This window comes from Exiguobacterium sp. PFWT01 (assembly GCF_018255795.1).
Taxonomy (GTDB): domain Bacteria; phylum Bacillota; class Bacilli; order Exiguobacteriales; family Exiguobacteriaceae; genus Exiguobacterium.
In genome coordinates this window covers 1,998,866-2,020,660 of sequence record NZ_CP073755.1, presented here as the reverse complement: position 1 = coordinate 2,020,660, position 21,795 = coordinate 1,998,866, and the positions used below count along the sequence as shown (strand labels likewise).

The window sequence follows — 21,795 nt, the reverse complement described above, 5'->3', positions numbered from 1 at the left end:
TCCCACCTTTCTCGATTGACTTATCAATCGTTGACTTGTCAAACGATACAACGTTTTGGATTGCCTGTAAAGTCAAACGCTCAAAAAAAGACGACACCGAAATTTATCGTGTCGTCTCGTCTTCGATGGGAGTGCCATCAAATCGATATTCTGTCGTGAATGTCGTCTCGTCGAATCCGTATAGACGGTCGTAGGCGTTCAAATCCTCAATCGTCCGCACGTCGAGGAATGACGGATCGATATCAGACGCTTCGCGCGTGAACATCATGTACCGTTCCGTATAGTCGTCATTGCCACCTGGCTTCCCGTCAAACGAGAAATGCATCCAGTAGACGTCAGGCTCGATTTCGCGCATGACGTCGAGAATCCGTTGTTTCTGTTCGTCCGTATTGTTCCAGTCTTCATGAAACATGATCGAGACGTCGAGATACGTCTTCAGATTTGTTTCATAAATGGACGTCGGGGTCGGGGAGACGTTCGCTTGCGCATCATCCGACACACCAATCGGCACCTCCGCACGGACGGTCTCTTCCTCTTTTAGGATTCCTTCCGATACGAGCCGCTCGTGAATCGTTCGTTCAGCCTCACTTTCCCAATACGTCTCGAGCACGTTGTCATGGATGGAGCCGTCACTGTACGTCTCGAGAAAATAAGTGCCGGCGAACGGTTCGTTCGTCAATGTCACTTTCCCGACATAACCTCCCATCTTCCAATCGCGTGACAGCTCGATATCGGGTTGTTCGTTGTACGTTTCCTTCACATACGCGGTATAAGTCTCCCGTGCCTCTGACTTTTCAAGCGTCGTATACACGAAGAGGCCGCCAGCGAGAAGCCCGATGGCGACACCTGCTATGATTCGTTTTCTGATCATTTCGTCACCTCTCGTTCAATCTACCTGATATTGAAGAAGAATACCTCGGTCCAAAGTCTTATTCAAATCATTTCCATTTCGCTGTAAACTAAAAGTGCCCTCAAGATACTATTGCAATTACGTGTACTAATACATATAATACACTTAAAGAGTGACATTGATTATGAGAGGGTGTGACCCATGTTATACAAAATTGATATGAAGAGTTCTGAACCGCTATACGAACAAATCGTCAATCAAACGAAAGAGCTCGTCATCCGCGGCATTTTACGTCCGGGAGACAAAGTGATGTCTGTGCGCGAACTCGCCACCGACCTCGTCATCAATCCAAATACGGTCAGTAAGGCGTATCAGGAGTTGGAGCGACTCGGCCTCCTCGAGATGCGACGCGGGCGCGGGACGTTCGTCTCCGAAGACTGGGTAGACGATGATGCATCAAGAGAACCGGTCATCGCATCGATCAAGAAGATCGCGATTGATTGCCATTATGCGAACGTGCCGTTAGACGAAGCCATTGACTTATTGCGAACGGAATATGAGAAAGTAGGGGAAGCCAATGCTGAAAGTTGAGCAGCTGAGTAAACAAATCGACCGTCAGACGATTCTGGACGGAATTGACTTTACTGTCGAGTCAGGAGAAATCATCGCGCTCGTCGGACGTAACGGTGCCGGCAAGACGACACTTCTCCGGACGATGGTCGGAATCATCCGCCCAGATCAGGGAGACGTGCTTTATGGAACGAAAAGTATCTTTAAAGATGCCGGATTGAAGCGGGACATCATCTTCGTACCGGATTCGGCGGACGCGCTCAAACACTATACGGTAAACGAGGCGACGGACTTGTATGAGTCAATCTACCCGTCGTTCAATCGTTCCGCCTTCCGTGAGACATTGACGCGTTACAACATCGACAACAAAAAAATTCGCCAACTCTCAAAAGGTCAAAAGGCGCTCGTCACGTTATCGCTCGCTTTCGCCGTCCAAGCGAAATACTATCTGCTCGACGAACCAACGGACGGTCTAGACGTCGTCGCCAAGTCAGACGTGTTGAAACTGATGATTACCCAAGTCGAGAAACGGAACTGCTCGATTATCGTCTCGAGCCACCAGTTACACGAACTTGAACGAATTGCCGACCGCATCATCATGATCGAGAGTGGACGCGTCAAAGCAATCATGTCGCTCGAAGAGGCGCGTGCTCTCAGTATTAAGTGGCAAGTCGTCTTCAACGACCATGTCCCGGTCGAGTTGCTCGAACGAAAAGATATTGAAATCATTAGTGTGACAGGACGTGTCGTGCTGTTCATGGCGAAAGAACGCACAGACGAGCTCGAGGCGTTTATCGATTCATACAATCCGATGCTCATCGAAGAGATCCCGATGTCTCTCGAAGACGTATTCCGTATCCAGTTAGGAGGAGAAGCCCATGCCGTCTAAAGTGTTGTTGAAAAAAGATTGGAAACAAGTGTCGCTGCTTTGGATCTTGCTCGTTTTCTTAGGCGTCGTCGCCTTCACGGTGCCGGTATGGACGCAAATGCAGGTGTATGAGGAACAGATTCGCGATATGCAAGAAAATCCAAGTGATTATTCGGATGTAATCCAAGAAGATATAGAGACGATGACTACCGAGGACTTTTTCAATAGCAATTCTGATTTCGGATATCTAGGAGGACTCGAAGCACTCATTCCGATGGGGGTCGTCGTCTTCTTATTTGTCATCTTCGGTGCGCTTATGGCATCCGTACTGATTGGAAGTGAACGAAACAGTCAAATGTCAGATTTCACGATGTCCTTACCATACACCCGCACCCAGCTGTACATATCAAAATGGGTGATTGGTGTTACAGGGATTGTTCCAGCGACATTGGTAGGGGGGGCATTGATGTTTCTCATCATCCGTCTTTCTGACTATTCCTTCTTACTTGATGGCAATGAGGTCAAAGTGCTCGGATTGATTGTTTTCTTACTTTTGTCGGGCATCTCATTTTTCTCGGTCTCGCTATGGATGGGGTCATTTGGTGGTGAGTCGATCTCACAAGTCGTTTGGACATTTGTGGCACTTGTCTTCCCGATGGGGATTGTAGCCCTCATTCAAGGATCGCTCATAGCCTTTTCTCCAAATCTTTCATATACACTTTTTGACGAGGTATTTGAAAGTGTACCGATGCGAATCCTGTCACCGTTGAATAACATCGTCAATACAGATATGTATTCAATCTTTGATTCTCGAGCGGAGTGGACGGAATTCCTTACAATCGGTTTGTCCAGTTCGATTGTCTTTATCGTTCTAACATTTGGTCTCGGATTGTGGATGTTCAAGGAAGCACCACAAGAAAATAATGGCCGCTTCTTTATGTTCTCGAACTGGTTATGGCTCATCCACATCGTTATCGTTATCTGTTTCGCAATGTTAGGCGGTGTGTTCTTCTCGGGAATTTTTTACCCGCAAAGCGTGATGTTATATGTTGTCGGTTTTGTGATCGGAGCGTTCTTAGCACACTTACTCGCCAAACGCTTGCTTTACCGCTTCAACTTGAGACTCAAATCGTAAGGAGGGACACCTATGAAACGCTTCTGTCTGTTGCTCGTACTCGTCATCTCACTGGCAGGGTGTATGAACCCGGAACCGGACGCCTTTGAATACAAAGGATCGAAAGTCGGGGACAATGCTGCCGTCGTCGGCATTGCCGGAAGTTTGCCGCTACATGAATGCTATCGATCGGTCGAGCTGCAGACGAAGAAGCGTCCTTATGGGTTGACCGTCCGTTACGAAGATCCGGGAATGGAACGAGCGGAACAAGAACGTCTGGCGATTCGGAATGCAGCTGCCTATTTTACCCTCATCCCGAACGCCGAAATTGTCCGCTTTGCATTCCCGAACCGGACCTACGCTTTCTCTCGACCCGAGATGGAGGCATGGTTCGGAACGGACTTCTCAAACATTCGTCATGAAAAAGAATTGCAACAACTTATGAATCAGAAGCTTGAACAACTGGATTCGAAAGATTCCTATTTTAGGCGGGTATGACAGCGATTGGATGACAAATCCAATCGCTTTTTTTGATATTTTCTGAAAATTATCGGGTAAAGGGTAGATGAAAGCGTTTTCTTAGCATTATAATAGGGTTAACTGAATGAGTATTCATTTCCAAGGAGGAACAGCGATGAACAAACCGTGGTTACAAGATTATCCAGAAGGAATGCCCCAGTCAATCGATTATGAGGTAAAGCCGCTCTATGAGGCGTTGTCTCGCGCAGCAAAGGATTATCCAAATCGTACGGCCGTCTCCTTTATCGGAAAGGAGTGGACATTCGCGGAAATCGATGATGCCGCACGTCGACTCGGAACGATGCTTCAAGCGAAAGGGCTTGAAAAAGGCGACCGCGTCAGCCTCATGCTTCCAAACTGTCCTCAATACGTCATCTCGTTCTATGCCGTGCTCTATGCAGGAGGGACGGTCGTCCAGACGAATCCACTCTATACGGAACGTGAGCTAGAAAACCTCGTCACGGACGCAGGTGTCAAAATCGTCATCACCCTCGACCTGTTATATCCGAAAACGCTTCGCGTCAGTGAGAAGACGGAGATTCAAACCGTGATCACGACGAGTATCGCTGATTACTTACCATTCCCCAAAAACAAACTGTATCCAATCAAAGTGAAACGTGAGAACAATATCGTCATCGATACGACCGGATCGACGCCGTTCAAAAATTATAAAGACTTTAACCCTATCACGCCGCTCGACATCGAACCGAAAGAAGATGTCGCCGTTCTTCAATACACTGGGGGGACGACGGGACTTCCGAAAGGTGTCATGTTGACCCATTTCAACTTGACGGCGAACGCCGATCAAATCACGAACTTATTCTATAAGTACAATCGCGGGGACGAGAAACGCGTCCTGTGTGTCGTGCCGTTCTTCCACGTCTATGGGATGTCTTGCTGTCTGAACTTTGGGGTCACGAACGGCTATGAGCTCATCCTCGTGCCACGTTTCGAAGTGACGGATGTCTTGAAGACGATTCAGAAGAAAAAGCCACACTTCTTCCCGGGCGCACCGACGATGTACGTCGGAATCTTGAACGACCCTAAACTGAAAAAGTATGATTTGTCTTCGATTGAGGCGTGTATCTCTGGTTCGGCACCGCTTCCGATCGAGGTGCAAGAGGAATTTGAGAAGATCACGGGTGGTCGCATCGTCGAAGGGTACGGTTTGTCTGAGACGTCGCCGGTCACGCATGCGAACTTTTTGTGGGATAAACGGATTGTTGGCTCGATCGGTGCCCCGTTATCGGACACTTCTGCTAAAATAGTAAAAGCAGACGGAGAGACCGAGGCGGACATCGGTGAAATCGGGGAGATCATGCTGAACGGTCCGCAAGTCATGAAAGGCTACTGGCAGAAGCCGGAGGAGACGGCAGCCGTCTTGAAAGATGGGTGGCTCGCGACCGGTGACCTCGGCTACATGGGCGAGGACGGGTTCTTCTATATCGTCGACCGGAAGAAGGACATGATCATCGCAGGTGGCTTTAATGTCTATCCGCGTGAAATCGAAGAAGTGCTCTATGAACATCCGGCCGTGAAGGAAGCGGTCTGTATCGGTGTCCCGGATCCATATCGGGGTGAGACGGTCAAAGCGTTCATCGTCCTTCGCGATGGCTCGAGTGTGACGGAAGAAGAACTCGACAAACATTGTCGCGAGAAGCTTGCGGCCTATAAAGTGCCGAAGTTGTATGAGTTCCGCGACGAGTTGCCGAAGACGTTCGTCGGTAAGATTTTACGCCGTGTCCTCGTCGATGAAGAGAAGGCCAAACAAGTGAAACAAAGCAGTTGACACCAAGCGTACGCATGATAGAATAATAAATGAATGAACCATCATTCATTTTTCTGCAACGGTAAGGAGCTTGGGGTTAATGACAAATCATATTTCGAAAAGTGACCGAATCATTGATGCGGCGGTCAAAGTAATTGCCAATCATGGCTATCACGGTGCAAAGGTGACAGCCATCGCCAAAGAGGCGGGTGTCGCGGACGGCACAATCTATTTGTACTTCAAAAACAAGGAGCATCTCTTAATCGAATTGTTCCAAGCGAAGATGGGGCTGTTCATCGACTACTCGAAACAACAAATCGGGAACGAGACGACAGCCGGAGATCAATTGTATCAGTTGATTGAATCGCATTTAAAGCAACTGTCGGCCGATTACGACCTCGCTGTCGTGACACAAATCGAATTGCGACAGTCGAACTTGGTGCTTCGCCAAAAAATTGGAGAAGTGCTCAAACCATATTTGAACTTAATCGATTCTGTCGTCAAGCATGGAATCGAGACAGGAGAGTTCGACAAGGATTTAGACTATCGACTCGCCCGTCAAATGATTTTTGGCACAATCGATGAGGTTGTGACGAGTTGGATGGCGAGCGGCTTCAAGTACGATCTGTTGTCGACGCTTCCAAATGTGCACCATATGTTAAAGAAGGGGCTTACGTAACAGTGAGCCCTATCACTAGCTCAAAAAATGAATGCTGATTCATGAATGATGGGAAAGAATTGACTAAAGGGGGATCAACCATGAATATTTTTGTTTTGCTGAAACGTACGTTTGATACTGAGGAAGCGATTCAGCTCGAGAATGGGGAAATTCAAGAAGACGGCGCTGAGTTCATCATCAACCCGTATGACGAATATGCGGTCGAAGAAGCGATTCAAAAACGTGACGCACTCGGGGGAGAGGTCACGGTCGTCACGGTAGGACCAGAAGATGCGGATAAAGAATTGCGTACAGCGCTTGCGATGGGAGCGGACAAAGCTGTTCGTATCTCGATCGAGGACGATGTTGAGGATGCGGACCATGTCACGATTTCAAAAGTGCTCGCCACATACTTGAAAGAACAGGACGCGGACCTCATCTTCGCAGGGAACGTAGCAATCGATGGCGGTAGCGGACAAGTCGCACCACGAGTCGCAGAACTTCTCGACATGAACTACGTGACGACGATCACGGCTCTTGAAATCGATGGCACAACGGCTACGGTCACACGTGACGTCGAAGGGGATACAGAAGTCATCGAAGTCGCACTCCCGCTTCTCGTAACAGCGCAACAAGGGTTGAACGAGCCACGTTACCCGAGCTTGCCAGGAATCATGAAAGCGAAGAAGAAACCACTCGAAGAACTCGAACTCATGGACATCGACCTCGATGAAGATGAAATCGAAGCGAAAATCGAGACGATTGAACGATTCTTACCAGAAGAGAAGAAAGCGGGCCGTATCCTTGAAGGCGACTTGTCGACACAAGTGAGCGAGCTCGTACAACTTCTTCGCACGGAAGCGAAAGTCATTTAAGGGGGAGATCATAGATGAAAGCTTTAGTACTCGCAGAAGCGCGTGAAGGCGCGTTACGTAACGTATCATTCGAAGCCATCGCTGCGGCGAAACAATTGACAGACGATGTGACGGCAGTCGTGATTGGGGATCACGTGCAATCACTCGCACAAGAACTCGGGGAGTATGGTGCAAGCCGCGTCCTCGTCGTCGAAGATGATCGCCTCAAGCATTATACGCCTGACGGCTACGGTCAAGTGCTCCGCCAGTTGATCGAGCAAGAAAATCCGGAAATGATCGTTCTCGGGCACACGGCTCTTGGGAAAGACATCGCACCGAAACTTGCGGCACGTCTCGATGCCGGACTCATCAGCGACGTTGTCTCCATCGAAGGAACTGGATGCGACGCAGAGTTCGTTCGCCCGATCTACTCAGGGAAGGCGTTCGAGAAAGTGAAGTTCAAAGATTCGGTCATGTTCTTCACAATCCGTCCAAACAACATCGACGCACTCGCACGTCAAGCGGGCGCGAGCGTCTCTGTTGAAACGCCGGCCGTCGAATTGAAAGACCTTGCGATGATTGTCAAAGAAGTCGTGCGTAAGGCGACTGGGAAAGTGGATTTGGCGGAAGCGAAAGTCATCGTCGCAGGTGGACGTGGCGTCAAGAGCGAAGACGGATTTAAACCGCTTGAAGAGTTGGCAGAGCTTCTCGGAGGCGCGGTCGGTGCTTCACGTGGAGCATGTGACGCCGACTACTGCGATTACGCACTTCAAATCGGACAGACGGGTAAAGTTGTCACGCCGGACCTCTACATCGCATGTGGGATTTCGGGAGCGATTCAACACTTGGCTGGGATGAGTAACGCGAAAGTCATCGTCGCCATCAACAAGGACCCAGAAGCAAACATCTTCAGCGTGGCAGACTATGGCATCGTCGGCGACTTGTTCGATGTCGTCCCGATGTTGACGGAAGAGTTCCGTAAGCACCTCGTCAATAGCTAATAAGCAAAACGTTTTGGGGTTGTTACCCTCCGTGGTATACTCTGAACATGAATTGCATGAGAGTTCTCTATCAGGACTCTCTCATCTTATTGGGGAGGTTTTTACAAATGGCTATTAAACATGCAACGACTCAATCGTTTGAACAAGATGTAAAAGAGGGCGTCGTCCTCGTAGATTTCTGGGCAACTTGGTGTGGACCATGTCGCATGATCGCGCCAGTTCTCGAAGAACTCGATCAAGAAATGGGTGACCAAGTCCAAATCGTGAAACTCGATGTCGACGAAAACCCTGAAGTCGCAGGTGCTTTCCAAATCCAAAGTATCCCGACACTCATGATGTTCAAAGATGGCGAGCCTGTTTCGAAAACAATGGGCTTCCAACCAAAAGAAGCATTGAAAGAGTTTATCGCGACAGCACAATAATTGCGTAGCAGCCGATTGAGATCGGCTGCTTTTTTTGTTTTGCGGAATAGAAAAGAAGGAAAAGGACAGGCAAGTAGGGAATAAGTTGAGTTATTCCACGCACCCTCAATCCGGTCATATTCCGATACATAACGTCTGATTTCAAATTTTTTTTTGAAGAAATTCCGTCGGCTTCCTTCATATTTAACAGATTCGGAATTTTGACGGGGGAGCGCTTGAACTGGAAGCTTTTATCATGGAAACAGACTGAAAATTTACGCTATACTCATGAGGAAGACATGATGGAGTCAAGTGACCTTACTTTACGGCTCAATCTATTGTACGACTCTGTTCGAAGGAGGAATTTTCTTGTCGCTGTTACATTTAGCTATTTTGTTGCCGCTTCTTGCGGCACCATTCATCCCGCTTTTGTTCCGGGGGATGAAACAAATTCATACAGGCTGGTTCGTCTTGATCGTTCCGGTCGTGCTCGTCACCTACTTCGCCGGATTCATTCCGATTACGAGTGCAGGGGACGTCGTGACAGAGACGATTGCGTGGATGCCGTCCTTAGGGATCAACTTCACGGCATACGTCGATGGACTCAGTCTCTTGTTCGCCCTTCTCATCACGGGAATCGGCGCACTGGTCGTCCTTTATTCGATTTACTATTTGAATAAGGACAAAGAGTCGCTCGGGCACTTCTACGTGTATCTCTTGATGTTCATGAGTGCGATGCTCGGAGTCGTTCTCTCGGACAACATGATTGTCATGTATATGTTCTGGGAGCTCACATCGATTTCATCATTCCTGTTGATTGGATACTGGTATGAGAAAGAACGTTCACGCTATGGTGCACAGAAGTCGATGCTTCTCACCGTGTTCGGCGGATTGTCGATGCTCGGGGGGATTGTCTTACTCGAATCGATGGTTGGCTCGTACAGCATTCGCGATATGGTCGCGAACTCAGGCGTCATCGCCGAGAGCCCGTTCTTCCTTGTCGCGATGGTTCTCATCTTGCTCGGGGCGTTCACGAAGTCAGCGCAGTTCCCGTTCCACATCTGGTTGCCTGACGCGATGGAAGCACCGACTCCGGTCAGTGCGTACCTCCACTCGGCGACCATGGTCAAGGCAGGTCTTTACCTCGTGGCCCGCATGAGCCCGGTCTTCCAAGAATCATCCGTCTGGCTATGGACGATTGCCGGAGTCGGGATGTTTACGATGTTCTGGGGCTCGTTCAACGCCGTGAAGCAGACCGACCTGAAGGGAATCTTAGCGTTCTCGACCGTCAGTCAGCTCGGGTTGATCATGTCACTCCTTGGTCTCGGAGCGGCAGCGCTCCACTATGACGGCATGGATGACAACATCTTTATGGTCGCGACGATTGCGGCGATCTTCCATTTGATCAACCACGCGACGTTCAAAGGCTCGCTCTTCATGATGGTCGGGATTGTCGACCATGAAACGGGCACACGTGATATTCGGAAACTCGGTGGTCTGATGACCGTCATGCCGATTTCATTCACGGTCGCCGTCATCGGTTCATTATCGATGGCTGGTCTTCCGCCATTTAACGGATTCTTGAGTAAAGAGATGTTCTTGAAGGCGACGACGAAAGTCTTCTCGGCCGACTTCTTCGCGCTCGATACGATTGGGATTCTACTCCCGATCATCGCCTTCGTCGGAAGTGTGTTCACGTTCATCTACAGCATCATGCTGTTCACGCGGACGTTCATGGGCAAGGCGAAGTTCGATCAATTGCCGAAACAACCGCATGAGGCACCGATCGGCATGTTAATTTCGCCGGTCATCCTCGCGATTCTCGTTGTCGGTCTTGGGTTCTTCCCGAACGTGTTGTCGAACTCGCTCATCAAGCCAGCCGTCGAGTCGATCTATCCGACACTCGTCGCGCAAGGGCAAGATGTTAAAGTAGATATTTACTTCTGGCACGGTTTGACGCCTGAACTATATATGACAATCGGGGTGATCCTTCTCGGTTCATTGCTGTTCTGGCAAATGGGTAAATGGATGGGCATCTACAACCGGATCCCACACCGTTTGACGCTCAACGGGATGTACGATGGTACGCTCGTCTGGTCGAATAAGGCAGCATATCGCTTTAAAGACAATTACATGACTGGATTCATCCGGTCGTACTTGATCTATATTTTCGTCTTCCTCTCAGGCATGATGCTCTTCAGCATCTGGTGGTTCGACATGTACCGCTTCTCGTTTGAAAACCTGGCTGAGATTGCACCATATGAATATGTGCTCGGAGCCGTCGTCATGCTAGCGGCACTCGCGATTCTCTTCATGAAGTCGCGTCTCCCGTCCATCATCCTACTTGGGGTAGTCGGTTACGGTGTGGCACTGTTCTTCGTCTTCTTCGGTGCACCTGACTTGGCACTCACACAGCTCGTCATCGAGACCGTTTCGGTCGCTTTGTTCTTGCTCGTCTTCTATCACATGCCGGACATCAGCAAGAAGGAAGTGCGGATGCGTTTCAAAGTCGGGAATGCCATCGTGGCTGTTCTCGTCGGGACGACCGTGACGCTTCTCAGCTTCATGGCGCTCACAAACAAATCGCTCACTTCAATCTCAGAGTATTACAAAGAGAATGTGTATGAGCTTGCAGCAGGTAAAAACATGGTCAACGTCGTTCTCGTCGACTTCCGTGGATTTGATACTTTGTTTGAAATTGTGGTTCTCGGGATTGCGGCTTTCGGAATCTACACGATGATTAAATTTAGAACAACACGACGTACGAAAGGAGAAGGTGAACATGAAGCAAAACAGCAGACGCGTCAATGACGTCATTTTGCAGACGGCCGCGATTATCATTTTCTTCATCATTGTCATCTTCTCCATCGACTTATTCTTTGCCGGTCACTATTCACCAGGTGGAGGATTCATCGGTGGATTGATGACATCCGCGGCACTCGTCTTACTTTTGCTCGCATTTGATTCGAAGACGCTCGCGAACGTGCTCCCGATTGACTACCGTCTCATGACGGCGACCGGATTACTGATTGCGCTCGCGACAGGTCTTCACTCGGTTTTCTTGGGTCGTCCGTTCTTGACGCACGCATACGGGAAGTTCGACTTACCACTTCTCGGTGAACAGACGCTCCATACGGCGATTGCGTTCGACTTAGGGGTTTACCTCGTAGTCATCGGAATCACGTTGACGATTATACAAACGATTGGAGAGAGTGAATAATGGAAATCTTCGTTAGCATCATCATCGGTGTCTTGACGATGTGTGCCGTCTATCTTGTTCTCTCAAGAAGTTTGTTACGCATCATCATCGGCACAGCCTTGTTCAGTCACGCGGCACACCTTCTCGTCTTGACGACGGCAGGTTTGAAGACAGGGGCTGCCCCTGTCCTCGTCGACGGTGTGACGGAATTCACAGACCCGTTACCGCAAGCGCTCGTCTTGACGGCAATCGTCATCAGTTTCGGGGTGACGGCGTTCTTCCTCGTACTTGCCTACCGCACGTACCAGGAGCTCAGCACGGACAATATGGAAGAAATGAAAGGAACAGAATCGTATGATTAACTTACCGGTCTTTCCAATCGTCATTCCTGCGCTTGCGGCCATCCTTATGATGTTTATGCCAAAACGGGTCCAGCTGCAACGCGTAATGGCTCTTGGAGCTTTAGTTATTACGGCGATCGTATCGCTCTTTCTCGTGCATACGGTCTCCACGGAGGGGATTCAAACCCTCAACCTCGGGAACTGGCAAGCGCCGTTCGGGATCACCCTCGTATCGGATATGTTGTCAGCCCTACTCGTGACGACGTCGACTCTTCTCACGCTCTTCATCGTGTGGTTCGCCGTCCATTATTTCTCAGACTCATATGAAGGCAACTACTTGTACATCGCAATGCTGTTCTTGCTCGTCGGGGTGAACGGTGCCTTCACGACAGGCGATATTTTCAACTTGTTCGTCTTCTTCGAGGTCTTCTTGATGTCCTCATACGTGTTGATTGTACTCGGTGGACGTGGCGTCCAGTTACGTGAGTCGATCAAGTACTTGCTCGTGAACATCATCGCCTCGGCGCTCTTCGTCATGTCGGTCGCCTTGCTTTACGGAGTCACAGGTACGCTCAACTTGGCGGACTTGGCGATGAAGATCCCGCTCGTCGATAACCCGGACGTCATCACCGTCATCGGTGTACTGTTCGTCATCGTCTTCGGGATGAAAGGGGCACTCGTCCCACTTCACTACTGGCTCCCTGGAGCGTACGTGGTCGCACCGACCCCGATTCTCGCCATGTTTGGGGCACTGTTGACGAAAGTCGGGGTGTACTCGATTTTGCGGACGTACACGCTACTCTTTGACGGGAACGGTGAGTTTTTACAAACGTTTCTCATGGTGCTCGCTGTCCTCACCATCTTCATCGGGATGACAGGGGCCATCGCCTATAACGACGTAAAATTGATCATCATCTACAACATCATGATTGCGGTCGGGGTCATCTTGTACGGAATCTCGGTCAATACGCAGACGTCCCTTGAGGGGTCGCTTTACTACTTGATTCACGACATGATCATCAAGGCGGTACTCTTCATGCTCGTCGGGATGATGATCGGGATCACCAAATCCGGTCAACTCCGTGATATGGGTGGACTCATCACCCGTTTCCCGCTGTTCGGATGGACGTTCTTCGTCGCAGCCCTCTCGCTCGCTGGGATTCCGCCACTTAGTGGATTCTTCGGAAAATTGTTGATCGTCTCAGGTGGGATGGACGAAGGCGAGCTGTTCGGGCCACTTCTCGTCCTCTTGTCGAGTCTCTTCGTCCTCTATTCGGTCATGAAGATTTTCTTGAACGGGTTCTGGGGCGAGGCGAAGCGCGAGTATGATGGACCGCTCGTACCGTATACGAAGCGTTTGATCGTGCCGGTCTTCTTGTTGCTCATCATCGCGGTCGCATACGGATTTGGGGCAGAAGCCATCCATCCGTATATCACGCAAGCGATTGAGCCGCTCGTCAATCCAGAAATCTATATCGATGCCGTGATAAAGGAGTGAATGACAGATGGCTTATCAACTATTGATTAACTTTTTCCTGGCGTTCATCTGGATGTTCCTCACGGGATCGTTCACATCGAGCGGATTCTTCGTCGGGTATCTACTCGGCCTACTCATCCTGTTCATGATGCGCCGATTCTTTAAAGAGGGAGGGGGAGATTTCTATTTCGCGCGTGTCTGGCGTTTATTCAAACTTCTCCTCATCTTCATCCGTGAATTGTTCCTCGCGAACTTCGAGGTGTTACGTCTCGTCCTTAGTCCGAAGCTGAAGATTCAACCAGGAATCTTCCGGTATGAGACGTCGCTCGACAAAGGATGGAAAGTCAGCTTGCTCTCGATGCTGATTACGCTCACACCAGGGACGCTCGTCGTTCAGGTGTCAAAAGACAATTCCGTGCTCTACATCCACGCGCTCCACATGCCGGATAAAGAAGCGCTACAGAAAGACATTTATGATAACTTTGAATCAAGCATTAAGGAGGCGACAGAGTGATGGATTTACTAGACATTCTCATCTACATCTCGCTCGCCATTCTCTTGCTTGCGATGTTGATGATGTTGTATCGCGTCGTCAAAGGACCGACGACGGCAGACCGAGTCATCGCGCTCGACTCGATCGGAATCGCGCTCATCTCGGTCGTCGCGCTACTATCGATTCTGCTCGATACGACTTTGTATTTTGAAGTCATCTTACTACTCAGTATTTTGGCCTTCATCGGAACGGTGGCGTTCTCGAAATTCTTAGAGAGGGGAGAGATTATTCAACATGACCGCGACAATGATCTTTGATCTCATTACCGGCATCTTCACGATCATCGGCGTCTTCTTCACGGTCGTCGCCGCGATCGGTCTCATCCGTCTCCCAGATATTTATTCGAGAACACACGCTGCCTCAAAGAGCGCGACACTTGGTGTCATGTTCGTCCTCTTTGCGGCCGTCCTTCACGTATATGTCGATGAACGGGTGTTTGATGCAAGACTCTTGCTCGGGCTCTTCTTCGTCCTCTTGACGGCTCCTGTTGGAGGTCACCTCATCTCGCGTGCGGCGCACGCGAAAGGGGTCTCGCTCTGGGAGAAGTCGTTACAAGACGCACTGAAAGAAGACAAGGACAAAGGAATCGAATAAGAAAAAGACGGGATTCGCCACGAGGCGAGTCCCGTCTTTTGTTTAGATGAGATAGGTCAGGTCGGAGGCGGCCGTCGGATAGGCGACTTCTAAGTGCTTCACATGTTGATGCGACAGTTTGTTCTGTATAATGAAAGAGAACAGGTTGATGAGTTCAGGGGCGTGGTGACCAATCAAATGAGCCCCGATGACGTGCCCTTTTGCACTCAGTAACACTTTCGAATAGGCGGTTGCGTCGTTGATTCGTGAATAGGTGAGGAAGTGCGACATGTCCGTTTCTTTCACATCGAAGTCAATTCCCTCCGCTTCCGCTTCCTCGACCGTAAGACCGACTTTGGCAATCGGCGGCGTCGCATAGACGATGGTCGGGGCCGGACGCTCGGGGAGTGCCCGTGTATTCCTGTGAAGCATATTGAGTGCGGCGAGACGCCCTTCCTGACCGGCGAATGGAGTGAGCGCGGGATTGGGACTTTTGGCGACGTCACCCGCGGCGTATATGTTCGGATTACTTGTTTGCAGATGCTCGTTCACGTGTACACCGTGATGATCAGCTGTGACACCTGCCGCTTCAAGCCGAAGTCGCTCGATGCTTGGAATTCGTCCTGTGGCGTTAAGGACGACTCCTTCTAGGGTAGAGTCATCTGATAACGTTAAGACGTTGCCATCGATTCGTATTGGCTCGACGTCATGTCGGATGGAGATGCCGATTCGCTTCGATTCCTCAATGAGCCGATGGACGACGTTCGGGTCGAATGCCTTCAACGCACGCGAACGAATGAGAAGTGTCACGTCACTTCCGAAGCGTCGGAAGATATGGGCGAATTCAAAGGCGATATAGCCTCCCCCCACGATATGAATCGATTCAGGCAACGCGTCGAGGTCGAACACATCATCGCTCGTGATGGCTAGTTCGCCACCTGGGATATCAAGCGGGCGTGGCGTTTGCCCCGTAGCGATTAAAAATTGAGTGGCAGAGAGCTCGTGACCATCGATGATGATGGAATCCTCATCGATAAAATGAGGCTCTCCCTGATATAAATCAATGTTCATCTCGTTCCAATGTTGTGTTTTTGTCGTAGGAATCGAGAAGCGATATTCATCAATCCGCTTTTTAAAAGACGACCAATCGAGTGACAGTCTTCCATCGACGCCAAGTTCGCGCATATGTTCCGTTCGAGCAAGGAGTTCAGCTCCTTCGGCAAGCATTTTCTTCGGGTCACATCCGCGTTGAGGACATGTTCCCCCGAACGTCCAATTCTCAATGATGGCGATCTCTTTACCGGCTTCGCGTAAAATGGAAGCGGCTTGGCTCGCGGCGGAACCGCTACCGATAATGATGACATCGTATCGTTTCATAATATAAAATCCTCCTCTGACGAGATATCACACTCTTTTTCCCGTCCAGGAGGAAGCTAAACTGAGGTGAATGGAATTGAGTCATACCGACCACATTAAACATAAATTAGCGCTGCTCCCGGATGAGCCGGGTTGTTATCTGCATAAAAATGAATATGGCGAGGTCATCTATGTAGGGAAGGCAAAAAACTTGAAGAACCGGGTACGTTCCTATTTCACGGGTGCACACGACATCAAGACGATGCGCCTCGTTGCAGAGATCCGTGACTTCGAGTACATTGTGACGGCGAGTGAACTCGAGGCGTTATTACTCGAAATGACGCTCATCAAAAAGCACGACCCGAAGTACAACATTCGCCTGAAGGACGACAAGACGTACCCATATATCAAAATTACGAACGAACCGTATCCACGTCTATTGACGACGCGGAAATTGAAAAAAGACGGCGGGCATTACTTCGGACCGTATCCGAACGCCTATGCGGCGAACGAGACGAAACGTCTTCTCGATAAACTGTATCCGCTGCGGAAATGTCAGCCTATGCCGAAGAAACTCTGTCTGTATTACCATATCGGGCAATGTTTAGGTCCTTGTGAGCTGGCGGTCGATACGGATTCGCAAAAAGAGATTGTTCAGGAAATCCGGCGCTTCCTGAACGGGGAGACGGCTGAGACGCTCACAAAACTGAACGTCGAGATGGGACGTGCCGCTGAGGACATGCAGTTTGAGCGTGCGGCTGAACTGCGCGACCAAATTCGAGCGGTCGAATCGATTATGAACAAACAGAACATGATCACGGCCGATCCGACGGCCCGTGACGTCTTCGGCTATACGCTCGACCGAGGCTGGATGTGCGTCCAAGTATTCTATATGCGTGGCGGGAAGATGATCGAGCGAGATGTCTCGCTCTTTCCGATGCATGGAGAGCCTTCGGAAGAACTCGAAAGTTTCATCGTTCAGTTCTATGAACAAAACGTTGTGCCAAAAGAAATTCTCGTACCCGAGACGGTCCGGCTCGATTTACTGAATGACGCCATCGGAACGAAAGTGATGCAGCCGAAACGAGGGGCAAAGAAACAGCTGCTTGATTTAGCGACGAAGAATGCGACAATCGCCTTAAACGAGAAGTTCGAGTTGCTCGCCCGAGATGAAGAGCGGACGTTGCTCGCGATGCGTGAACTCGGGGAAGTAATCGGCATCCCCAACTTGTCACGTGTCGACATCATCGACAACGCGAACATCCAGGGGGCGGACGCCGTGTCAGCGCTCGTCGTCTTTGAAGACGGGAAGCCACTCAAGAAAGAATATCGGAAGTATAAAATTCGGACGGTCCAAGGACCGGACGATTACGAGACGATGCGTGAAGTCGTCCGTCGACGATTCCGCCGTCTCTTGACGGAAGACAAACGATTACCCGATCTCCTACTGATTGATGGGGGGGTCGGGCAATTGAATGCGGCGCTCGACGTCATTCAAAATGAGTTCGGGCTCGACTTGCCGGTCGGCTCGCTCAAAAAAGATGACCGACATCGGACGAGCCAACTGTTGTTCGGAGAAGGTGGGGGCGTTGTCGAGCTCCATCCACGATCGAGCGCCTTTTATCTGTTGCAGCGGATGCAAGATGAGGTCCACCGTTTCGCCATCACGTTCCATCGCAGCCTACGGACGAAGAAGATGACGAAGTCGATCCTCGATGAGATTCCGGGTGTCGGTCCGAAGCGTCGTCAACAGCTCATCCGCCATTTCGGGTCGATGAAACAGATTCGTCTGGCATCACTCGAACAATTGAAGGAAGCGGGGTTGCCGGAAAAATTAGCGGAGACCGTGCTTCAATACGTGCATGAGGAGACGGATGAATGAGACAGATTACGACAGACGTGGAGAATACAATCGCTTCATTCGTGAGAGCGATTGATGAATTTCTACCAACCGTTCAGCATATATATATTCATGGATCATTAGCGATGGGTGGTTTTCATCCGAAACGAAGTGATGTAGATTTGTTGCTCGTCGTATCAAACGCATTGACTCGGGAGGAACGACAAAAACTCATCGACTGCTGTCTCTCGTACTCCAACGAACCATATCCGCTCGAACTGAGCATCATGACGATGGCGCAGCTAAAAGATTGGTATCATCCAAGTCCTTTTGAGTTTCACTATAGTGAAGGGTGGCGTTCACGTTTTGAAGAAGCTAGTAGGGAAGAAAGAACCGAGTTGCAGCAAGGATTCACCGATCCTGATTTGGCGGCTCACGTCCAAGTGATTTTAGAGCGTGGTATCACATGGCGAGGGCAACCACTTCATAAACTCCTTTCTGGATTCGATTCAGCTCATTTTTCTGATGCGATTCGAGCGGATGCGCTCGACTGTCTTGACTCGATTGAAGAACAGACGGTGTATAGCGTATTGAACTTGATACGTGGCCTGGCCTATGAACAAGAACGTGTTCTGCTCTCAAAACAAGAAGCACTCCATTGGTTAGTGAATAACGGACATTTTCCAGGAAATATTGTCGAAGTTGTTCGTAAGGCGACTCGGAGCTATGAAGGGGGAAGTGTGACGTTTCATCGACAAGAACTCAATGAATTCCGTCGCTACATGTGTCAACAACTTCAGCGGAAACAAAAATAAGAGTCGATGCGTTTGGCATCGACTCTTATTCGTAGTCGTCTTTCCGGTCTAGTTGGACAGTGATTTGGACAGCTTTTCGGGTTGGATCGGCATACCCTTCCGCGACGCACTGGAAACGACCTGCAATCTGTTCGGCTAAAAATCCAGCTTCAAGCTGATAGTATCCTGTCGCTTTGGCCTGAGTCGCAGGTGGTGGGATCAATTCATATGTAAACTTGCTCCCACGTTCCTTCTTGATTGTCAACTCGCCCCAACCTGCCTCTGCGAAGAAAGCAGTCAGTTCATCGTCGGACATCGTCGGGAATTTACGGGCGACCCGTTTTCCTGACCAATAGATGACTTGGGCGTAATCTTCGCCAAGCAAATCCGTCAACACATAGTCGCGAAGCAGTTCAATCGCGAAAATTGGTTGGCTCATCGTTTCCATTCTATCCCATCACTCCAATCTCTCTATATCATTATAACGACCAATTGGAATTTGGTCATCCTGTATTTTTGAAAAGAATGTGGCACAAATCGGCTAGGTTGTCTTGTCATACAATTTTCACAAGAGTAGAATAGGAGACAGAAAGCTATATCTGCATTTGAAAACGCTTTTATTGACAATACGAGCCAATGCTCGTGAAAAGGGGGAACTAGAATGGCAGCGCATCGTGACTACTTCAGTCGTAAAGTCCATTCGCTACTTGGGGTCATTCCAATCGGTTTGTTTTTGATCGTCCATTTGTCGGTCAACTACTACATCGTCGATGGGGTGGAGTCATTCAACAAAGCAGCAAAATTCATGGAGAACTTACCGTATTTGTACTTCCTTGAAGTGACAATTATCGCATTGCCGATGATTTTCCACGGGGTGTACGGCGTGTACTACGCGTTTCTCGGGTCAATCAACTCGAATCGCTATTCATACGCGCGCAACTGGTTGTATCTCTTCCAACGCTTCACAGGAGTTTTCCTCGTGATCTTCATCGCTTGGCACGTTTGGGAAACGCGTCTTGCGAAATTGCGCGGGGTAGAAGTCAATGCGGAGATGATGCAAAACATCGTCGACAACCCGCTCATGTTGATCTTCTACATAGTCGGAATCCTTTCGGCTACGTTCCACTTCGCGAACGGTCTTTGGTCGTTCTCGATCACGTGGGGTATCACACAGTCACCTCGTTCGCAACGTCTCATGAGCTACGTATCAGGTGTCGTGTTCTTGGCACTATCTTTTGTCGGCATCCGTTCGATTTTGACGTTTGCAGGCATCTTGTAATTAGGGGGAATTTTACATGGCAAATCAAAGTTTGATCGTCATCGGTGGCGGTCTAGCTGGACTCATGGCGACAATCAAGTCGGCAGAGATGGGTGTTCCGGTAAAACTATTCTCGCTTGTACCGGTCAAGCGTTCACATTCAGTTTGTGCCCAAGGTGGGATTAACGGGGCCGTCAACACGAAAGGGGAAGGTGACTCTCCTTGGCAACACTTTGACGACACGGTCTACGGAGGCGACTTCCTCGCCAACCAACCGCCTGTCCAAAAGATGGCGGAGAATGCTCCGAAAATCATTCACATGTTCGACCGGATGGGCGTCATGTTCAACCGTACGCCAGAAGGTCTCTTAGACTTCCGTCGTTTCGGTGGAACGCTTCACCACCGTACGGCATACGCCGGAGCGACGACAGGACAGCAACTTCTCTATGCACTCGATGAGCAGGTTCGTCGTTACGAAGCGCAAGGTCTCGTCGAGAAGTATGAGGGCTGGGAGTTCCTTCGCGCCGTCATCGACGAAGAAGGCATCTGCCGCGGTGCGGTATGTCAAGATTTGCGCTCGATGGAAATTAAAGCGTTCCCATCGGACGCGGTCATCTTGGCGACAGGTGGCCCAGGGGTCATCTTCGGTAAGTCGACAAACTCGGTCATCAACACAGGACAAGCAGCGGCAGCGGTTTACCGCCAAGGCGCAGTTTACGCGAACGGGGAGTTCATCCAGATTCACCCGACGGCGATTCCAGGGGATGACAAACTTCGTCTCATGAGTGAGTCGGCTCGTGGAGAAGGTGGACGTGTCTGGACATATAAAGACGGGAAGCCGTGGTACTTCCTCGAAGAGAAATATCCAGCATACGGAAACCTCGTACCGCGTGACATCGCAACACGTGAGATCTTCGACGTATGTGTCAACCAAAAACTCGGCGTCAACGGCGAGAACATGGTCTACCTCGACTTGTCTCACAAAGACTCGAAAGAACTTGACATCAAACTTGGTGGAATCCTTGAAATCTACGAGAAATTCGTAGGCGACGACCCGCGTAAAGTACCGATGAAAATCTTCCCGGCAGTCCACTATTCGATGGGCGGACTATGGGTCGACTACGATCAGATGACGAACATTCCAGGACTCTTCGCAGCCGGTGAATGTGACTACTCGATGCACGGTGCGAACCGTCTAGGTGCGAACTCTCTTCTTTCAGCCGTTCATGGCGGAATGGAAGCAGGGCCTGCGGCAGTCAACTACATGCGTGGTCTCGATCAAGCGACAGAAAGCGTTTCAGAAGCGCTCTTTAACTTCAACGAACGTGAAGAAATCGAGCGATTCAACAACATCCTTGCGATGGATGGAACAGAGAATGCGTATCAGATTCACCGTGAACTCGGTGAACTCATGACGGACAACGTCACAGTTGTTCGCTACAATGACAAACTTGAAGCGACCGACAAGAAAATCCAAGAATTGCGTGAACGTTTCCATAAGATTTCAGCTACGGATACGGCACGTTGGAGCAACCAAGGGGCATCGTTCATTCGACAACTCGACCACATGCTCGACCTCGCACGCGTCATCACACTTGGCGCGCTCAAGCGGGACGAGAGCCGTGGTGCCCATTACAAACCGGAGTTCCCGGAACGTAATGATGAGCAGTTCATGAAGACGACGATGGCACGTTACAAAGATGGGGAAGTCGATATCTCGTATGAAGACATCGATGTTTCGTTAATCCCGCCACGTAAACGGGATTACTCGAAGAAAGGGGCGAAGACGAAATGACGACGC

23 protein-coding genes are annotated in these 21,795 nt (G+C 49.8%); 20 read left to right on the top strand and 3 right to left on the bottom strand.

Annotated elements, in window-relative coordinates:
- Positions 1-103: 103 nt before the first annotated feature.
- Positions 104-871 (bottom strand): hypothetical protein, encoded by a 768-nt coding sequence (locus KD909_RS10440; RefSeq protein WP_211781508.1) that lies wholly within the window; start codon positions 869-871, stop codon positions 104-106.
- A 180-nt stretch (positions 872-1,051) separates the two neighbouring features.
- On the opposite strand from KD909_RS10440, the gene KD909_RS10435 reads away from it, so the two are divergent.
- The 16 genes from KD909_RS10435 to mnhG all read left to right on the top strand — a co-directional run bounded on the left by KD909_RS10435 (position 1,052) and on the right by mnhG (position 14,767).
- Positions 1,052-1,441 carry a GntR family transcriptional regulator gene (locus KD909_RS10435; protein ID WP_211781507.1) on the top strand — a complete coding sequence of 130 codons (390 nt, stop codon included), beginning with the start codon at positions 1,052-1,054 and terminating at the stop codon, positions 1,439-1,441.
- Positions 1,428-2,309: an ABC transporter ATP-binding protein gene (locus KD909_RS10430; protein ID WP_211781506.1), complete on the top strand. Its 882-nt coding sequence runs from the start codon at positions 1,428-1,430 to the stop codon at positions 2,307-2,309. Before KD909_RS10435 ends, KD909_RS10430 begins: the two co-directional genes overlap by 14 nt.
- Positions 2,299-3,423: an ABC transporter permease subunit gene (locus tag KD909_RS10425; RefSeq protein ID WP_211781505.1), complete on the top strand. Its 1,125-nt coding sequence runs from the start codon at positions 2,299-2,301 to the stop codon at positions 3,421-3,423. Before KD909_RS10430 ends, KD909_RS10425 begins: the two co-directional genes overlap by 11 nt.
- 12 nt (positions 3,424-3,435) lie before the next feature.
- Positions 3,436-3,900 carry a DUF4825 domain-containing protein gene (locus KD909_RS10420; protein ID WP_211781504.1) on the top strand — a complete coding sequence of 155 codons (465 nt, stop codon included), beginning with the start codon at positions 3,436-3,438 and terminating at the stop codon, positions 3,898-3,900.
- Between the two features lie 136 nt (positions 3,901-4,036).
- The gene (locus tag KD909_RS10415; protein ID WP_211781503.1) at positions 4,037-5,710 is read left to right on the top strand and encodes an AMP-binding protein; all 1,674 of its coding nucleotides are present in this window, start codon (positions 4,037-4,039) and stop codon (positions 5,708-5,710) included.
- 79 nt (positions 5,711-5,789) lie between these two features.
- Positions 5,790-6,368: a fatty acid metabolism transcriptional regulator FadR gene (locus tag KD909_RS10410; RefSeq protein ID WP_015881087.1), complete on the top strand. Its 579-nt coding sequence runs from the start codon at positions 5,790-5,792 to the stop codon at positions 6,366-6,368.
- A gap of 80 nt (positions 6,369-6,448) precedes the next feature.
- A complete protein-coding gene (locus KD909_RS10405; RefSeq protein WP_211781502.1) occupies positions 6,449-7,222 on the top strand; it encodes an electron transfer flavoprotein subunit beta/FixA family protein in 774 nt (257 codons plus the stop codon).
- Between the two features lie 14 nt (positions 7,223-7,236).
- A complete protein-coding gene (locus KD909_RS10400) occupies positions 7,237-8,202 on the top strand; it encodes an electron transfer flavoprotein subunit alpha/FixB family protein (RefSeq protein WP_211781501.1) in 966 nt (321 codons plus the stop codon).
- A gap of 107 nt (positions 8,203-8,309) precedes the next feature.
- Complete coding sequence (trxA, locus tag KD909_RS10395; RefSeq protein ID WP_015881090.1) at positions 8,310-8,624, top strand: thioredoxin; 315 nt, start codon at positions 8,310-8,312, stop codon at positions 8,622-8,624.
- A gap of 348 nt (positions 8,625-8,972) precedes the next feature.
- Positions 8,973-11,414: a Na+/H+ antiporter subunit A gene (locus tag KD909_RS10390; RefSeq protein ID WP_211781500.1), complete on the top strand. Its 2,442-nt coding sequence runs from the start codon at positions 8,973-8,975 to the stop codon at positions 11,412-11,414.
- Positions 11,386-11,823 (top strand): Na(+)/H(+) antiporter subunit B, encoded by a 438-nt coding sequence (locus KD909_RS10385; protein ID WP_015881092.1) that lies wholly within the window; start codon positions 11,386-11,388, stop codon positions 11,821-11,823. The genes KD909_RS10390 and KD909_RS10385 overlap by 29 nt, the downstream gene beginning before the upstream one ends.
- Positions 11,823-12,164, top strand: coding sequence for a Na(+)/H(+) antiporter subunit C (locus tag KD909_RS10380; protein WP_015881093.1), 342 nt, complete (start codon positions 11,823-11,825; stop codon positions 12,162-12,164). The genes KD909_RS10385 and KD909_RS10380 overlap by 1 nt, the downstream gene beginning before the upstream one ends.
- A complete protein-coding gene (locus KD909_RS10375; RefSeq protein WP_211781499.1) occupies positions 12,157-13,641 on the top strand; it encodes a Na+/H+ antiporter subunit D in 1,485 nt (494 codons plus the stop codon). Before KD909_RS10380 ends, KD909_RS10375 begins: the two co-directional genes overlap by 8 nt.
- Before the next feature lie 7 nt (positions 13,642-13,648).
- Positions 13,649-14,134, top strand: a complete 486-nt coding sequence (locus KD909_RS10370; RefSeq protein ID WP_211781498.1) for a Na+/H+ antiporter subunit E — start codon at positions 13,649-13,651, stop codon at positions 14,132-14,134.
- Positions 14,134-14,430, top strand: a complete 297-nt coding sequence (locus KD909_RS10365; protein ID WP_026826530.1) for a Na(+)/H(+) antiporter subunit F1 — start codon at positions 14,134-14,136, stop codon at positions 14,428-14,430. The genes KD909_RS10370 and KD909_RS10365 overlap by 1 nt, the downstream gene beginning before the upstream one ends.
- Positions 14,408-14,767, top strand: a complete 360-nt coding sequence (mnhG, locus tag KD909_RS10360) for a monovalent cation/H(+) antiporter subunit G (protein ID WP_074037545.1) — start codon at positions 14,408-14,410, stop codon at positions 14,765-14,767. Before KD909_RS10365 ends, mnhG begins: the two co-directional genes overlap by 23 nt.
- Before the next feature lie 42 nt (positions 14,768-14,809).
- Here mnhG and KD909_RS10355 read toward each other — a convergent pair whose 3' ends face one another.
- Complete coding sequence (locus tag KD909_RS10355) at positions 14,810-16,123, bottom strand: dihydrolipoyl dehydrogenase family protein (protein WP_211781497.1); 1,314 nt, start codon at positions 16,121-16,123, stop codon at positions 14,810-14,812.
- A gap of 70 nt (positions 16,124-16,193) precedes the next feature.
- On the opposite strand from KD909_RS10355, the gene uvrC reads away from it, so the two are divergent.
- Both uvrC and KD909_RS10345 read left to right on the top strand, forming a co-directional pair.
- The gene (gene uvrC / locus KD909_RS10350) at positions 16,194-17,984 is read left to right on the top strand and encodes an excinuclease ABC subunit UvrC (protein WP_211781496.1); all 1,791 of its coding nucleotides are present in this window, start codon (positions 16,194-16,196) and stop codon (positions 17,982-17,984) included.
- On the top strand, positions 17,981-18,757 hold the full coding sequence (locus KD909_RS10345; protein WP_078146526.1) for an aminoglycoside adenylyltransferase domain-containing protein: 777 nt from the start codon (positions 17,981-17,983) through the stop codon (positions 18,755-18,757). Before uvrC ends, KD909_RS10345 begins: the two co-directional genes overlap by 4 nt.
- 25 nt (positions 18,758-18,782) lie before the next feature.
- Here the strand turns inward: KD909_RS10345 and KD909_RS10340 are convergent, their stop codons facing one another.
- Positions 18,783-19,175, bottom strand: coding sequence for a YslB family protein (locus KD909_RS10340; protein ID WP_230233887.1), 393 nt, complete (start codon positions 19,173-19,175; stop codon positions 18,783-18,785).
- A 222-nt stretch (positions 19,176-19,397) separates the two neighbouring features.
- On the opposite strand from KD909_RS10340, the gene KD909_RS10335 reads away from it, so the two are divergent.
- Positions 19,398-20,015 carry a succinate dehydrogenase cytochrome b558 subunit gene (locus KD909_RS10335; RefSeq protein ID WP_015881102.1) on the top strand — a complete coding sequence of 206 codons (618 nt, stop codon included), beginning with the start codon at positions 19,398-19,400 and terminating at the stop codon, positions 20,013-20,015.
- A gap of 16 nt (positions 20,016-20,031) precedes the next feature.
- Positions 20,032-21,789: a succinate dehydrogenase flavoprotein subunit gene (sdhA, locus tag KD909_RS10330; RefSeq protein WP_015881103.1), complete on the top strand. Its 1,758-nt coding sequence runs from the start codon at positions 20,032-20,034 to the stop codon at positions 21,787-21,789.
- Positions 21,790-21,795 lie beyond the last annotated feature (6 nt).